14 protein-coding genes are annotated in these 15,330 nt (G+C 72.5%); 8 read left to right on the top strand and 6 right to left on the bottom strand.

Features of this window, described 5'->3' with window-relative positions; translation table 11 throughout:
- Positions 1–12 precede the first annotated feature (12 nt).
- Both ACFY0I_RS15110 and era read left to right on the top strand, forming a co-directional pair.
- Positions 13–1,359 carry a beta-xylosidase gene (locus ACFY0I_RS15110; protein WP_388894828.1) on the top strand — a complete coding sequence of 449 codons (1,347 nt, stop codon included), beginning with the start codon at positions 13–15 and terminating at the stop codon, positions 1,357–1,359.
- 941 nt (positions 1,360–2,300) lie between these two features.
- Positions 2,301–3,251: a GTPase Era gene (gene era, locus ACFY0I_RS15115; RefSeq protein ID WP_281205950.1), complete on the top strand. Its 951-nt coding sequence runs from the start codon at positions 2,301–2,303 to the stop codon at positions 3,249–3,251.
- A gap of 165 nt (positions 3,252–3,416) precedes the next feature.
- Here the strand turns inward: era and ACFY0I_RS15120 are convergent, their stop codons facing one another.
- Genes ACFY0I_RS15120 through ACFY0I_RS15130 form a run of 3 tightly spaced genes read right to left on the bottom strand, consistent with a single transcriptional unit; the run spans position 3,417 to position 5,634 of the window.
- Entirely contained in the window at positions 3,417–4,223 is an 807-nt protein-coding gene (locus tag ACFY0I_RS15120; RefSeq protein WP_388894840.1) for a GNAT family N-acetyltransferase, read from the bottom strand.
- A gap of 42 nt (positions 4,224–4,265) precedes the next feature.
- Positions 4,266–4,538, bottom strand: coding sequence for a protealysin inhibitor emfourin (locus ACFY0I_RS15125; protein WP_388894843.1), 273 nt, complete (start codon positions 4,536–4,538; stop codon positions 4,266–4,268).
- Positions 4,539–4,548: 10 nt separating this feature from the next.
- On the bottom strand, positions 4,549–5,634 hold the full coding sequence (locus ACFY0I_RS15130; protein ID WP_388894846.1) for a M4 family metallopeptidase: 1,086 nt from the start codon (positions 5,632–5,634) through the stop codon (positions 4,549–4,551).
- A 375-nt stretch (positions 5,635–6,009) separates the two neighbouring features.
- Between ACFY0I_RS15130 and leuA the strand changes: the two genes are divergently transcribed.
- The 6 genes from leuA to ACFY0I_RS15160 all read left to right on the top strand — a co-directional run bounded on the left by leuA (position 6,010) and on the right by ACFY0I_RS15160 (position 13,152).
- Positions 6,010–7,788, top strand: a complete 1,779-nt coding sequence (leuA, locus tag ACFY0I_RS15135) for a 2-isopropylmalate synthase (RefSeq protein ID WP_388894849.1) — start codon at positions 6,010–6,012, stop codon at positions 7,786–7,788.
- Positions 7,789–8,044: 256 nt separating this feature from the next.
- Complete coding sequence (locus tag ACFY0I_RS15140) at positions 8,045–8,740, top strand: TerB family tellurite resistance protein (RefSeq protein ID WP_388894852.1); 696 nt, start codon at positions 8,045–8,047, stop codon at positions 8,738–8,740.
- A gap of 617 nt (positions 8,741–9,357) precedes the next feature.
- Complete coding sequence (locus tag ACFY0I_RS15145; RefSeq protein ID WP_388894855.1) at positions 9,358–10,908, top strand: nucleobase:cation symporter-2 family protein; 1,551 nt, start codon at positions 9,358–9,360, stop codon at positions 10,906–10,908.
- A gap of 110 nt (positions 10,909–11,018) precedes the next feature.
- Positions 11,019–11,765 (top strand): DNA repair protein RecO, encoded by a 747-nt coding sequence (gene recO / locus ACFY0I_RS15150; RefSeq protein ID WP_362878349.1) that lies wholly within the window; start codon positions 11,019–11,021, stop codon positions 11,763–11,765.
- Positions 11,766–11,776: 11 nt separating this feature from the next.
- The gene (locus ACFY0I_RS15155) at positions 11,777–12,598 is read left to right on the top strand and encodes an isoprenyl transferase (RefSeq protein ID WP_388894858.1); all 822 of its coding nucleotides are present in this window, start codon (positions 11,777–11,779) and stop codon (positions 12,596–12,598) included.
- A gap of 23 nt (positions 12,599–12,621) precedes the next feature.
- Positions 12,622–13,152, top strand: a complete 531-nt coding sequence (locus ACFY0I_RS15160) for a YcxB family protein (protein ID WP_388894861.1) — start codon at positions 12,622–12,624, stop codon at positions 13,150–13,152.
- A 21-nt stretch (positions 13,153–13,173) separates the two neighbouring features.
- Here ACFY0I_RS15160 and ACFY0I_RS15165 read toward each other — a convergent pair whose 3' ends face one another.
- From ACFY0I_RS15165 to ACFY0I_RS15175, 3 genes are read right to left on the bottom strand one after another with little or no spacing between them, the layout of a single operon-like run.
- Positions 13,174–13,602 (bottom strand): Fur family transcriptional regulator, encoded by a 429-nt coding sequence (locus tag ACFY0I_RS15165; protein WP_150519707.1) that lies wholly within the window; start codon positions 13,600–13,602, stop codon positions 13,174–13,176.
- Positions 13,603–13,653: 51 nt separating this feature from the next.
- Positions 13,654–14,520: a metal ABC transporter permease gene (locus ACFY0I_RS15170; protein WP_388894864.1), complete on the bottom strand. Its 867-nt coding sequence runs from the start codon at positions 14,518–14,520 to the stop codon at positions 13,654–13,656.
- A complete protein-coding gene (locus ACFY0I_RS15175) occupies positions 14,520–15,311 on the bottom strand; it encodes a metal ABC transporter ATP-binding protein (protein WP_388894866.1) in 792 nt (263 codons plus the stop codon). Before ACFY0I_RS15175 ends, ACFY0I_RS15170 begins: the two co-directional genes overlap by 1 nt.
- Between the last annotated feature and the right edge of the window lie 19 nt (positions 15,312–15,330).

Below are 15,330 nucleotides of genomic sequence, written 5' to 3' on the forward strand. Positions count from 1 at the left end.
AGGGGGCGGGCAGTGCGAACAGGCGCGCGCAGCAGGAGACGGACCGCGGCCGTCGGCTTGGCGGTACTCGCGGCGGTGACCGGGGGAGCGCTGGGCGCACCGGCCGCCGCGGTGGGGGAAACGCCCCCCGGGCAGGTGGAGTTCCCCACGCACTGCCTGCCCCCGCAGGAAGCCGGGCTGCCACCGGCGGACGGACCCACCACGGCCCGGATCACCGTCGACGACCCGGCGCCGCGCGTCGGTGACACGGTCACGGTGACCTACCGGGTGGCCGCCGCCCCGGCCGTGAACCCGCTTCCCTCCGCACTGCCCGCAGACGTGCTCACCCCCACCGGACGGGTCCTGCTGGGCGGTGCGCAGAGCGGCGAGGTCACCGTCACCGGCGCCCGGCGCAACGAACCGGTGCCTCCCGGCGGAGCCCTCCCCGCCGTGACCATGACCGGCACCTTCACCGTCACCGCGCCCGGCGCGATCACCCTCACCCCTGGCCCCTACACCCTGCGCACCGGCCACCTGTTGGACCTGGCCACGGTCTGCACCGCCGGACCGGGCACCCCGGTGTCCGAGCGCCTCACCGCGACCCCGCTGCCCACCGCCAACCTGCGCCGCCTCAGCCTCGAGGCCGCCTACGGAACCCCGGGCGCCCGCGTCGAGGTCACCGGCGCGGGCTTCGCCCCCGGCGCCGCCGTGACCGTGGCCGGCCGGGCGGGCGCCGCCGAGACGGCCGACCGGGTCGCCGCCACCGCCGACGAGCGGGGTGAGGTCGTCGCGGAGCTGCCCCTGACGGACCGGGCGACCACGGGGGTGGTCGCGTACGAGGGCACGGCCTGGTCGGCGCTGCGGGGCACCGCCCCGGCCGCCTACACCGTGGTCGAGCCCGCCGCGCCGCCGGCGCCGGCGCCCGCACCGCTGACCCGACAGGTGACGGCGACCGTCGAGCCGGGCACCCTCGCCATGAGCCAGGCGGGCGAGTCGGTGACCCTGGGCGCGGTCCCGTACGGGGACGGCGGCGCGGCCCCCGGCCGGATCGGCACCGTCACCGTCAAGGACGCCCGGGGCGGGCCCGCCGGTTGGTCGCTGGTCGGGAAGGTCACCGACTTCGCCGGCTCCGGCGGCGTCCGCATCCCCGGCGCCTCGCTGTCCTGGACCCCGTCCTGCACGGCCGCCGAGGGCAGCCCCGGAGCGTGCGTCGCGGGCAGCGCGGGCGTGGTCGGCCCGGAGGGGGCGGTGCTGGCCTCCACGGCCGACGCCCCGGAGGCCGGCGGCACCTTCACGGTGGACGCCGGCGTCACCCTCCAGGTGCCGCCCTACACCCCGCCGGGCGCGTACACGGCGGTCCTGACGCTGACCCTGTCGTGATCCCGGACCGCCGGGCGGGACGGGCGGCCCGGGCCGTACGGGCGGTGTCGGCCGGCGCCGCCCTCGTCCTGCTCGGGTGCGTCGCCGTCGCCGGACCGGCCGGCGCCGCGGACAACGGGCGGTGGTCCGTCCTGCCGGCCACCACGACCGTCGGACAACGCCCCCACTTCTACCTGTCCGCCGCACCCGGAGCGGAAGTGCGGGACACCGTCACCGTCGCGAACCGCACCGACCGGCCCCGCACCTTCCTGCTGTACGCCGCCGACGCCCACCACACCGCCCGCGACGGCGGCTTCGCCCTGCGCGGCCCCGACGAGCCGCGGCTGGGCGCCGCCGCCTGGACCCGGCTCGCGCGGGAACGGATCACCGTACCCGCGGGGGGCACCGCGGACGTGCCCTTCACCGTCGCCGTCCCCGAACGGGCCGAACCGGGGGACCACCCCGGCGCCGTCGTCGCCGTCGAGGACGGGCCCGCCGCCCCCACCGGCGGGGGGATCGGCGTACGGCAGGCCGTCGCCGCCCGCCTCTACCTGAGGGTGACGGGACCCACCGCCCCCGCCCTCGCCGTCCAGGACGTCCGGGTCACGGGCGGCGGCTCCGGAGCGGTGGTCACGTACACCCTGCACAACCTCGGCAACGTGACGTTGCGCCCCCGAGCCACCCTCACCGCCTCCGGTTTCCTCGGCCGGAACCTGTTCCGGCGCGAGCTCACCGCCCTGCCCGCCGAACTGCTCCCCGGGACGCGGGTCACCCTCACCGCGCGCTGGGACGACCCGCCCGACCTGGAGTGGAGCCGGCTGACGGTGCGCGCCGAGGGCGGGGGAGCGAGCGCCCGGGGCGTCGCCGACCACGCCGCGCACCCCCGGCTGACGCTCGCTCTGGCCCTCGCTTCGGCCCTCGCGGCGGTGGCCTGGTCGGCGCTGGGAGCCGCATCGGGGAGAATGGCCCGTATGAGCGATCGTTCCCCCGAGCCCACCGCCCCGCACCGCGCGGGCTTCGCATGCTTCGTCGGCCGCCCCAACGCGGGCAAGTCGACCCTGACCAACGCGCTCGTGGGCACCAAGGTCGCGATCACCTCCAACCGGCCGCAGACCACGCGCCACACCGTCCGCGGCATCGTGCACCGCCCCGACGCGCAGCTCGTCCTGGTCGACACGCCCGGCCTGCACAAGCCGCGCACCCTGCTCGGCGAGCGCCTCAACGACGTCGTACGGGCCACCTGGTCCGAGGTCGACGTCATCGGCTTCTGCCTGCCCGCCGACCAGAAGCTCGGCCCCGGCGACAAGTTCATCGCCAAGGAGCTCGCGGGGATCAAGAAGACCCCCAAGATCGCCATCATCACCAAGACCGACCTGGTCGAGTCCAAGGCGCTGGCCGAACAGCTCCTCGCCGTGCACCAGCTCGGCGCCGAGCTCGGTTTCGAGTGGGCCGAGATCGTGCCCGTCTCGGCCGTCGGCGACAGCCAGGTCCAGCTGCTGGCCGACCTGATCGCACCGCTGCTGCCGGAGAGCCCGCCGCTGTACCCGGAGGGCGACCTCACCGACGAGCCCGAGATGGTGATGGTCGCCGAGCTCATCCGCGAGGCCGCGCTGGAAGGCGTGCGCGACGAGCTGCCGCACTCCATCGCCGTGGTGGTCGAGGAGATGATCCCCCGGGAGAACCGCCCGGCCGACCGTCCGCTGCTCGACATCCACGCCAACGTCTACATCGAGCGTCCGAGCCAGAAGGGCATCATCATCGGCCCGAAGGGCTCGCGCCTGAAGGAGGTCGGCATGAAGTCGCGCAAGCACATCGAGGCGCTGCTCGGCACGCCGGTCTTCCTGGACCTGCACGTGAAGGTCGCCAAGGACTGGCAGCGCGACCCCAAGCAGCTGCGCAAGCTCGGCTTCTGACCCCGGAGCCTCGCGGCACGCCCCACCGTCCGCGGCGACGCGTCCTCCTCCGTCCGGGTCCGGACCGGCCTGCGGGCCGGGTCCGGGCCCGTTCGCGTACCGGCCCGCATCCCGCCCTTCGTACGTCGGGCCCGTCACGCGCCCGGCCGCGTGCCCGGCGTCGCGCTACGCCGGAGGTTCCGCGATCATGGCCGTGCCCACCCGGCGGAACCCGGCGCGGCCGTAGATCCGGGCCACGTCCTCGTCACCGGCCGACAGGAACACCGTCCCCGCGCCGCGCTCGCGGGCCTGCGCCACCAGGGCTGCCGTCACCCCGAGGGCCAGGCCCTGCCGGCGGGCGGCGGGCAGCGTGCCCACCCCCACGATCTCGGCGACCTCGCCGACCGGGTTGAACTGGCCCGAGCACAGCACCACGTCGTCCCGGACGGCCGCCGCCATTCCGGTACGGCCGCTCGCGAGCATCTGCGCGACGAAGGCGCGGCGCCGTTCCACGCCCGGATCCGCCAGCGCGCCGGCCAGTTCGGCGGGGCCCGCTTCGCCGAGCGCCGTGCCCGGCGCGGAGAAGGCCAGTGCGGGCACCGTCACCGCCGCCGCGAGCAGCGGGTCGTCCGCGCCGAGTGCCCGTACGTCCGGATGCGGCGCGGGAGGCGTCGCGTCGGCTTCCAGGACCATGAGCGGGTGCGCGTGGACGCGCAGGCCCGCCGCCTCCACCGCGGCCCGTAGAGCGGGGTTGTTCTCGGCCACCCATTCGAAGGCCTCGGGCACCTTCAGTTCCCGCTGTCGCGCCCTCACCCGCTGTACGTCCGCCGCGCCGGCGTCCGGGGCGCCGGGCGTGGGGCGCGCGTAGTACTGCCAGCCCTCACCCTCCTGCACGAAGAGGGTCAGCGGTCCGAAGTCCTCGCCGCGGGCCCCGCCCCGGCGGGGGACGCCGTCGTAGTACCGCTCCAGCGCTGACAAGATCATGTCGGTCATCCGGACATCCAAGCGCACGGGGCCGGGCCGGGCACCCGGGTTTCAGGCGCCCTCCTTCAGCACCCGCGAGATCAGGTTCCGTTGGGCCTCCGACAGGTGGGGGTCCTGGCAGGACACCGTCCGCCCGTCCACCGTGATCCGGTACGAGAACCCGTCCCGGACGCCGCTCGCGTCCTGTCGCCCCGCCGGGTCCGGCCGCAGGGCGAGCAGGGCCAGCGCCCGCCACTCGTCCTCGTCGGACCGGCCCGAGGTGTCCACCTCGGCCCGGCGCTCGATGCCCGCGAAACCGCCCGTCCTGACCACCTGGATGCGCATGGGGAGCGTCCTACCCCGCCGCCGGGACGCCTACCGTCGCCCAGGCCTTCTGCAGCGCCCGGTGTTCGGCGCCGCCGTCCCCGAAGCGGGTGACCGCCGCCGCCACCGACAGCCGGGCGAAGTCGGCGAAGGAGGCCCGCTCCGTCAGCTCCCCGCCGGTCAGGGTGTCGTACCAGATCTGTCCGGCCCGCTCCCAGGCGCGGCCGCCCAGTTCCGTCGCCGCGATGCAGAAGGCGTGGTTGGGGATGCCGGAGTTGATGTGGACGCCCCCGTTGTCGCGCGAGGTGACCACGTAGTCGTCCATCGTCGCCGGCTGCGGGTCCTTGCCGAGTTCGTCGTCGTCGTACGCCGTCCCCGGTGCCCGCATCGAGCGCAGGGCGACGCCGGTGACGTTGGGGCCCAGGAGGCCGGCGCCGATCAGCCAGTCGGCCTCGTCGGCGTTCTGGCCGAGGGAGTACTGCTTGATCAGGGAGCCGAAGACGTCCGACATGGACTCGTTCAGCGCGCCCGACTGGCCGTGGTAGTCGAGGTTGGCCGTGTACTGGGTGACGCCGTGGGCGAGCTCGTGCCCGATGACGTCCACTGCGACGGTGAAGTCGAGGAACAGGTCGCCGTCCCCGTCGCCGAAGACCATCTGGCGGCCGTCCCAGAACGCGTTGTTGTAGTCCTCGCCGTAGTGCACGGTCGCGTCGAGCGGGAGCCCGGAGTCGTCGATGGAACGGCGGCCGAAGCCCTGGAGGAACAGGTCGAACGTGGCCCCGAGGCCCGCGTAGGCCCGGTTCACGGTGGCGTCACGACCGGGCTCGTCGCCCTCCCCGCGCACCTTGGTCCCGGGCAGGCGGGTGCGGTGACGGGCGTCGTACACGGTCCGCTGCGGGGTGTCGGAGCCGGGGACGGCGGCCGCGGGGACGATGCCCCGGACGGTGCTGATGCGGCGCCGGGTGCGCAGGAAGGCGTCCTGCTCCAGGGTGCGCTGGGCGGCGTCGGCCCTGCCGGCGTCGGCCGAGCGGGCGGCCTTGTCGAGCAGGTGCGGGGGCACGACGGTGCAGAAGACGGGGTGGTGGTGGGCGTGGCCTGGGGAAAGGGGGGCGTCCATGACCGCAATGTGGCAGTGCGTGATGCCCCTGTCACTAGCTGCAACCATGATTCATTCTCTTGTCTGAAAGAGGCCGCGCCGCGTTGACGGATCGCCCGGACATCGAGCCCCGAAGGCCTCCGGATAAGAGAAATACCTCACGAAGGGTACAAATCGGACCCATGGGTCTTGCATACTGAACAGGTCCTCGCGATACGGCGCGGCTCGGATAGGCTCGGTCCATCATGCGTTTCGGGCTGCTTCTCCTTAGCTGCCGCGGCGAGGGTCTGTAGTCGTAGGCCGGCCCCCTCCCCGCGGAGTTTGGTGTTGCGGTTTTTACGACCGCCGTCGGCCGTCCCAGCGAACTACACGCGGACACGCGAGGAGCCCAACGCCATGAGCCAGCAGCCTTTTGTCGGTCGCCCCACGCCCATCACGAACGCGACCCACACCCAGAAGCCCTCCGGCATGCCGATCCACAAGTACGGCTTCTACGAGCAGGTCGAGATCCCGGACCGCACGTGGCCGAACGCCCGCGTCACCAAGGCTCCGCGCTGGCTGTCCACCGACCTGCGCGACGGCAACCAGTCGCTGATCGACCCGATGACCCCCGCCCGCAAGCGCGAGATGTTCGACCTGCTGGTGCGCATGGGCTACAAGGAGATCGAGGTCGGGTTCCCCTCCTCGGGCGACACCGACTTCGCCTTCGTGCGCTCGATCATCGAAGAGGGCGCGATCCCGGACGACGTCACCATCTCCGTACTGACCCAGGCCCGCGAGGACCTGATCGAGCGGACCGTGGAGTCCCTGGTCGGCGCCCACCGGGCCACCGTCCACCTGTACAACGCGACCGCCCCGACCTTCCGGCGGGTCGTCTTCCGCGGCTCCAAGGAGCAGATCAAGCAGATCGCCGTCGACGGCACCCGCCTGGTCATGGAGTACGCCGAGAAACTGCTGGGTCCCGAGACGACCTTCGGTTACCAGTACAGCCCGGAGATCTTCACCGACACCGAGCTGGACTTCGCCCTGGACGTCTGCGAGGCCGTCTGTGACGTCTGGCAGCCGGCCGAGGGCCGCGAGATCATCCTGAACCTGCCCGCCACCGTGGAGCGTTCGACGCCCTCCACGCACGCGGACCGCTTCGAGTGGATGGCCCGCAACCTGACCCGCCGCGAGCACGTCTGCATCTCCGTGCACCCGCACAACGACCGCGGCACCGCCGTCGCCGCCGCCGAGCTGGCCCTGATGGCCGGCGCCGACCGCGTCGAGGGCTGCCTGTTCGGGCAGGGCGAGCGCACCGGCAACGTCGACCTGATCACGCTGGGCATGAACCTGTTCTCGCAGGGCATCGACCCGCAGATCGACTTCTCGCAGATCGACGAGATCCGTCGCACGAGCGAGTACTGCAACCAGATGGAAGTGCACCCGCGCCACCCCTACGCGGGCGATCTGGTCTACACGGCCTTCTCCGGCTCCCACCAGGACGCCATCAAGAAGGGCTTCGACGCGATGGAGGCCGACGCGGCCGCCGCCGGACCCGGCGTCACCGTCGACGACCTGGAGTGGGCGGTCCCGTACCTGCCCATCGACCCCAAGGACGTCGGCCGCTCCTACGAGGCCGTCATCCGGGTCAACTCGCAGTCCGGCAAGGGCGGCATCGCGTACGTCCTGAAGAACGACCACAAGCTGGACCTGCCGCGCCGCATGCAGATCGAGTTCTCCCGGATCATCCAGGCCAAGACCGACGCCGAGGGCGGCGAGGTCACCCCGAAGGCCATCTGGGACGTCTTCTCGGACGAGTACCTGCCCAACCCCGAAGACGCCGCGTCACGATGGGGTCGCATCCAGCTGCGCTCCGGTTCGACCGCCACCGACAAGGACGGCACGGACACGCTGACCGTCGAGGCCGTCGTCGACGGCGTCGACGCCGTGCTGAACGGCACCGGCAACGGTCCGATCTCGGCCTTCTTCGACGCGCTGGCCGGCATCGGGATCGACGCCCGACTGCTGGACTACACCGAGCACACGATGAGCGAGGGCGCCTCCGCCGTGGCCGCCTCGTACATCGAGTGCGCGATCGACGGCCGCGTCCTGTGGGGCATCGGCATCGACGCCAACACCACCCGCGCCTCCCTGAAGGCGGTCATCTCCGCCGTCAACCGCGCGGGTCGCTGACCCACCCGCCGGAGCCCCGTCCCCGCGCCCGTCCGGGCAGGGGCGGGGCTCCGGCGTTTCCGCGGTCCTCGCGGGCCGGCCGGCCGCCGTTCACCGGCAGGACGCCGCCCGCCGCGCCCGCGCGGGGAGGGGCGCAGACCGGCCAAGTACGCCCCCCTGCGCGAGGTTGTCCGGTCACACGGCTGACGCATGCTCACCGATGTGGCTAACATCACGCCAACCCGGCGATGTTGCCGGAAGGTTACGGAGGTGCGACGTGCTGCCAGTTCGGGGTGGGGACGGCCGGAAGCTGACGGCCTGGGGCATCCGTACCACCTGGAGCACCGTGGGCGACGGGGAGTTCTTCTGCCCCGGCTGCGGCGGTGACCGCAATTACCGTCGGCGCACGGGCCGGCGCCGGTTCACCGTGCTCGGCGTCCCGCTGCTGCCGCGGGGCCAGGCCGGGCCCGTCGTCGAATGCCACGGCTGCCGGGAGCGCTACGACACCGAGGTCCTCGACCACCTCACCACCACCCGCTTCTCGGCCCTGCTCCGCGACGCCGTGCACACCGTCACGCTGGCCGTCCTCGCCGCGGGCGGCGCCACCTCCCGCAGCGCCCTGGAGGCCGCCGTGTCGGCCGTACGGGCCGCCGGGTTCCAGGACTGCACCGAGGAGCAGTTGGAGTCCCTGGTGGAGGCGCTGGCCACCGACGAGGGCCGGCTGGGGCTGTACGACGGCCCCGAGTGCTGCGGGGCCGCGCTGTCGATAGAGCTCCACGAGGCGCTGGAGCCCCTCGCCCCGCACCTGGCCGGCCCGGGCCGGGAGTCGATCCTGCTCCAGGGCGCGCGGATCGCCCTCGCGGACGGCCCGTACATCCCCGCCGAGCGCGAGGTGCTGGCCACCGTGGGCGCGGCCCTGCGCATGGACGCGGACGAGGTGGCGCGGCTGCTGTCGGCGGTCCGCGCCCCGTAGCGCCGGCCCGAGCGGGACGCGCCGCGTACGGGGCTCCGGGCCCGGCGGGTCACCCGCCGGGCCCGGCCGCGTGTGCGGGCGGCCCCGCAGGGTGACGCGAACGTCCGAAACGAGCCCGCCGGGGGTAACGATCCGGCCTCGCGGGGGGTGAACCGGCCTCCCCGGCCGTCCGTGCGGAGGGGTGGAGGCTCCACCTCCGCCCGGGACCGTCCACCCCTTGGACGGCCGGAACCCGGCGTTCGGACGGGCCCGCCCCGGCGCCCGGGAAACCGTGTCCGCGCAGGTCCGGGCATGTGGTCGGCGTCGAAGCGCGCGATCGCGACGGGCGATTCGCCGACCGTCGGGCATACGCCCGCGCAGAGGTCCGCGCCACTGGCGGAACCTACAGATCGCGCGCGGTGGGACTTCCACAGTTTGTAGAAGTCGACGATATCTGTGAGCCCTCCCACAGGCGTTCAATTCCGGTCACACGACGAGACGCCGCCGGAAACACAGCGGGGCTTCGATTCACGTGTTCTCACCGACGGCCCCCGGCGGATCAACGGGTTAGCGACCCACTCCGACCAGGGACAACCAGACTCCTCTCGTTACCTACCTCATTGAAGGGCAAGGCAGAGATGGCACGTGTCGCCGCCCGGCTTTCCGCCAACGGAGAGCAGAGCACGCACCCGGTCGACGAGGTGCTCCCCCTCCCCAAGCTCGCGCTGTACGGCTTCCAGCACGTACTCGCCTTCTACGCCGGCGCGGTGATCGTCCCGATCATCGTCGGCAACGCGCTGAAGCTGAGCCCTGAACAGCTCGTCTACCTGATCAACGCCGACCTGTTCACCTGCGGCATCGCCTCGATCATCCAGGCCTGGGGCATCGGCCGGGTCGGCGCGCGCCTCCCGCTGATCCAGGGCGTCACCTTCACGGCCGTCTCCCCGATGATCGCCATCGGCCTCGGCGCCGGCGGGGGGACCGCCGCGCTGCTGGTCATCTACGGCGCGGTGATCACCGCCGGCATAGCGACCTTCGCCTTCGCCTGGCTGCCCGCCAAGGCCTTCCGCACGGTCATGAGGCTGTTCCCGCCGGTCGTCACCGGCACCGTCATCACCGTGCTCGGCATCGTCCTGATCCCGGTCGGCCTCAACGACGCGGCCGGCGGCCTCGGCAGCCCCGACTTCGGCGACCCGAAGAACTTCGCCTACGCCGGCGGCACGATGCTCTTCATCCTGATCCTGATGAAGATCGGCAAGCCGTTCCTCTCCAGCATCTCCATCCTCCTCGGCCTGGTCGGCGGCACCGCGGTCGCCTTCCTGCTCGGCGACGCGAAGTTCGGCGACGTCGGCAACTCCGGCTGGATCGGCGTCACCACCCCCTTCCACTTCGGCGCCCCGAAGTTCGAGTGGTTCCCGATCGTCCTGATGCTCATCGTCATGCTGATCACCATGGTCGAGACGACCGGCGACACCTACGCCGTCGGCGAGATCGTCGACAAGGACATCGACAGCGAGACCGTGGCCCGCGCCCTGCGCGCCGACGGCGCCGCGACCGCGCTGGGCGGCGTCCTCAACTCCTTCCCGTACGTGGCCTTCGCCGAGAACGTCGGCCTCGTGCGGATGACGAAGGTCAAGAGTCGGTTCGTGGTCGTCGCCGCCGGCGTCTTCATGATCATCCTGGGTCTGCTGCCGAAGGCCGCGGCCATCGTCGCCGCCGTCCCGCACGGAGTCCTCGGCGGCGCCGCGACCGTGATGTTCGGCATGGTCGCCCTCGCCGGCATCCAGACCCTCGGCAAGGTCGACCTCAAGGAGGAGAAGAACGCCCTGATCGTCGGCGTCTCCCTCGCCTTCGCGCTGCTCCCCGCCACCGTCCCGGTCTTCTTCACCAAGCACATGGACCCGGACCTGTCCTCGCTCCTCAACAGCGGCGTCACCCTCGGTGCCACGGCCGCCATCGTCCTCAACCTGCTCTTCAACGGCCTGGCCAAGGACAAGGCGCCGACCCCGCTCGCCCCGGTCGGACTGCCCGTCCAGGCGGCGGCGGCCCCGGCGGGCGCCGAGAAGGCCTCGGTGTCCACGGCCCCGGTGTCCACGGCCCCGGTGTCCACCGAGAAGGCCCCGACCGACGGCGAGAAGGCCCCGGTGAGCGGCGAGCGGGCCGACGAGGCGGGGACCCCCGCCGGCTGATCCTCCCAAGGGGTGCCGACCCCTCGCCCGGACCCCAGGTCCGGACGGGGGGTCCGCGCCGTCCGCGCAGGCGTTCCCGTACGGGTTCCCGCGCAGGGGACAATGGGCGCATGAGCCTGTTCCGCGACGACGGCATCGTGCTGCGCACCCAGAAGCTGGGTGAGGCGGACCGCATCATCACGCTGCTCACCCGCGGCCACGGCCGCGTCCGGGCCGTCGCCCGCGGAGTGCGGCGCACCAAATCCAAGTTCGGCGCCCGGCTGGAACCTTTCTCCCACGCCGACGTCCAGTTCTTCGCCCGCGGCGCCGACCTCATCGGCCGCAGCCTGCCGCTGTGCACCCAGACCGAGATCATCGCCCCGTACGGCAACGGCATCGTCACCGACTACGCCCGCTACACCGCCGGCACCGCGATGCTGGAGACCGCCGAGCGCTTCGCCGAGAACGAGGGCGAGCCCGCCGTGCAGCAGTACCTGCTGCTCGTCGGAGCCCTGCGCACCCTCTCCCGCGGCGAACACGAACCCCACCTGATCCTCGACGCCTTCCTGCTGCGCTCCCTCGCCGTCAACGGCTACGCGCCCAGCTTCGACGACTGCGCGAAGTGCGGCATCCACGGCCCCAACCGGCACTTCTCCGTCGCCGCGGGCGGGGTGATATGCGGGGACTGCCGCGTCCCCGGCTCCGTCGTACCCTCGTCGGAGGCCATCGCTCTGCTCAGCGCCCTGCTGACGGGCGACTGGCGTCACGCGGACGCCTGCGAGGCGCGTCACGTGCGGGAGGGCAGCGGGCTGGTCTCGGCCTATTTGCACTGGCATCTGGAGCGCGGGCTACGCTCCCTGCGATACGTCGAGAAATAGGAGCTGGGCACATGGCACGACGCGGGATTCTGGGACGCTCTCGCCGCGAGTACAAGGTTCCCGAGCCGCACCCGTCCGGTGCGCGCCCCCCGAAGATCCCCGGCGAGCTGGTCCCGAACCACGTGGCCATCGTCATGGACGGCAACGGCCGCTGGGCCAAGGACCGCGGGCTCCCGCGCACCGAGGGCCACAAGGTCGGCGAGGGCGTCGTCCTCGACGTGCTCAAGGGCTGCCTGGAGATGGGCGTCAAGAACCTGTCCCTGTACGCCTTCTCGACGGAGAACTGGAAGCGCTCGCCCGACGAGGTCCGCTTCCTGATGAACTTCAACCGCGACGTGATCCGCCGCCGCCGCGACGAGATGAACGAACTCGGCATCCGCATCCGCTGGGTCGGCCGCATGCCGAAGATGTGGAAGTCGGTCGTCCAGGAGCTCCAGGTCGCCCAGGAGCAGACCGTCGACAACGACGCGATGACCCTGTACTTCTGCGTCAACTACGGAGGCCGCGCCGAGATCGCCGACGCCGCGCAGGCCATCGCCCGCGACGTCGCGTCCGGCCGGCTCGACCCGTCGAAGGTCAACGAGAAGACCTTCGCGAAGTACATGTACTACCCGGACATGCCGGACGTGGACCTCTTCCTGCGTCCGAGCGGCGAGCAGCGCACCTCGAACTACCTGCTCTGGCAGAGCGCGTACGCCGAGATGGTCTTCCAGGACGTGCTGTGGCCGGACTTCGACCGCCGCAACCTGTGGGCGGCGTGCCTGGAGTACGCCCAGCGCGACCGTCGCTTCGGCGGCGCCGTCCCGAACCAGGCCGAGGGTTCGACCGGCTGACCCCACCGGTACGCTCTGCCGGCATGGACACGACTGACCAAGCCGTCGGGCTGTACTACGGCACGGCGCGCTCCGACGTGCGCCAGGTCCAACGCTGGTGCCTGCGCAGGCGCCCCCAGGACCGGCGGGGACTGCCGTCGCGGCTGCTCTCGGTGCCGGTGCTCGTGGTGGCGGCGGTCTGGGTCACCAACGGGGGCCGGGTGCCGCAGCCGGCCGTCGCCGTCGCCGTGGGGCTGCTCATGGGCCTGCTGTGGTGCCTGACCGACCTCGCGGCGCACTGCCGCCGCTGGTACGCCTGGGCCGCGGAGTACCCGGAGTACCACTGCGTGGTCTCGGAGTCGGGGATGTCCAACCACCGCCCGGACGGGACGGTGGTCGATTACCGGTGGGCGCAGTACAGCGGCTGGGGCGAGACCCGGCACCTGTTCGTCGTGGTCTTCACGACGGGCGACGTCGGCTGGCTGCCCAAGAGGGCCGCGACGAGCCCGCGGGACATCGACCGGATCCGATCGATCTTCGACCGGAACCTGACCCGGATCGGCCGTACCGGCTAGGTCGCTTCCTCGCCGGACGGCTCAGCCGGCGGCCGCGCAGTCCGCGCAGGTGCCGAAGATCTCGACGGTGTGGGCCACGTTCACGTAGCCGTGTTCGGCGGCGATGGACTCGGCCCACTTCTCCACGGCCGGCCCCTCCACCTCGACGGCCTTGCCGCACTTGCGGCAGACCAGGTGGTGGTGGTGGTCGCCGGTGGAGCAGCGCCGGTACACGGACTCGCCGTCGCTGGTCCGCAGGACGTCGACCTCGCCGGCGTCGGCGAGGGACTGGAGCGTGCGGTAGACGGTGGTCAGGCCCACGGAGTCACCGCGGTGCTTGAGCATGTCGTGCAGCTCCTGGGCGCTGCGGAACTCGTCCACCTCGTCCAGCGCCGCCGCGACGGCGGCCCGCTGCCGGGTGGACCGTCCTCGTACTGGCGCGGTATTCGTCTCGCCAGGCGCAGTCGCCACCGGTTCCTCCTCGTTTCGGCCTGCCGCCATTGTGCCAGGCGACCGCCCGCCCTAGACCTTGACGTCGTCGCGGGTGCAGACCTCTTCCCCGGCGGCCCGGGCCGCTTTCGCCCGACGCCTGGCCAGCGGCGCGGAAACCGCCGTCATGACGACGAAGACGGCGATGGCGAGCAGCACGATCGCCGCGCCGGACGGGGCGTCGAGGTAGTACGTCGTGGTCACGCCGGTCAGCGACACCAGCACGCCGATCGCCATGGCCAGCGACAGGGTCGCGGTGAACCCGCGGGTGACCCGCTGGGCGGCCGCGACCGGGATCACCATCATGGCGCTGACCAGCAGTAGACCCACGATCCGCATCGCGACGGTGACGGTGAGCGCGGCGGTGACGGCCATCAGGAGGTTCAGCGCGCGCACCGGCAGTCCGGTGACCCGCGCGAACTCCTCGTCCTGGCTGATCGCGAACAGCTGGCGGCGCAGTCCGACGGTGACGGCGAGGACGAACACGGCGAGGATCGCCGCGGCCGTGACGTCCTCCGGCGCGACCGAGGTGATGCCGCCGAAGAGGTAGCTGCTCAGGCTGGCGGTGGACCCGCCGGCCACGTTGATGATCATGACGCCGCCGGCCAGGCCGCCGTAGAAGAGCATCGCGAGCGCGATGTCGCCGCTGGTCCTGCCTCGGGAGCGGATCAGCTCCATGCCGACCGCGCCGACGACGGCGACGATGCTGGCCATCCACACCGGGTTGGTGTTGAGCAGGAAGCCGAGCGCGACGCCGGTCATCGCCACGTGCCCGATGCCGTCGCCCATGACGGCCTGCCGGCGCTGGACGAGGTACGTGCCGATCGCGGGCGCCGTCAGGCCCACCAGTACGGCCGCGAGCAGCGCCCGCTGCATGAAGGCGTAGTTCAGGAGGTCCATCAGCTCAGCAGTCCCGTCCGCAGGGGCTCGGCGTCGTGCGCCGCGTGGGGGTGTACGTGGTCGTGGCCGGGCAGGGCGTGCTGTCCGACGGCCTCCGGCGGCGGGCCGTCGTGGACGACGCAGCCGTCGCGCAGCACGACGGCCCGGTCGATCAGCGGCTCCAGCGGGCCCAGCTCGTGCAGGACCAGCAGGACGGTGGAACCCGCGGAGACCTGCTCGCGGAGGGCGTTCGCGAGGACCTCCTGGTTGGCGAGGTCGACGCCCGCCATGGGCTCGTCCATGATCAGCAGCTCGGGCTCGACGGCGAGGGCCCGGGCGATGAGCACGCGCTGGTGCTGGCCGCCGGAGAGGGCGTTCACCGAGGCGTCGCCGTACGACTCCATGTCGACGAGGGCCAAGGCGCGGGTCACGGCGTCCTTGTCGGCCCGGCGCAGCATCCCGAAGCGGGAGCGGGCCAGCCGGCCGGAGGAGACGACCTCGCGGACGGTGGCCGGGACGCCGCTGGCGGCGGTGGTGCGCTGAGGGACGTACCCGATCCGCGACCACTGCCGGAAGCGCTGGAACTCGGTGCCGAAGAGGGACAGCGTGCCGTCGGTCAGCGGGACCTGGCCGACCACGGCGCGCACGGCCGTGGACTTGCCGGAGCCGTTGGCGCCGAGGAGCGCGACGACCTCGCCGCGGTGGACGGTGAGGTCGACGCCGCGCAGTACGGGGCGCGAGCCGAGCGAGGCCGTGGCCCCGCGCAGGGATATGACGGGCTGGTCCTCTGCCGTGCGGGGCGTGGACTGCATGGCTCGCACCTCCGTGACT

This window comes from Streptomyces sp. NPDC001568 (genome assembly GCF_042893755.1).
In the GTDB taxonomy this organism is placed as follows: Bacteria; Actinomycetota; Actinomycetes; order Streptomycetales; family Streptomycetaceae; genus Streptomyces.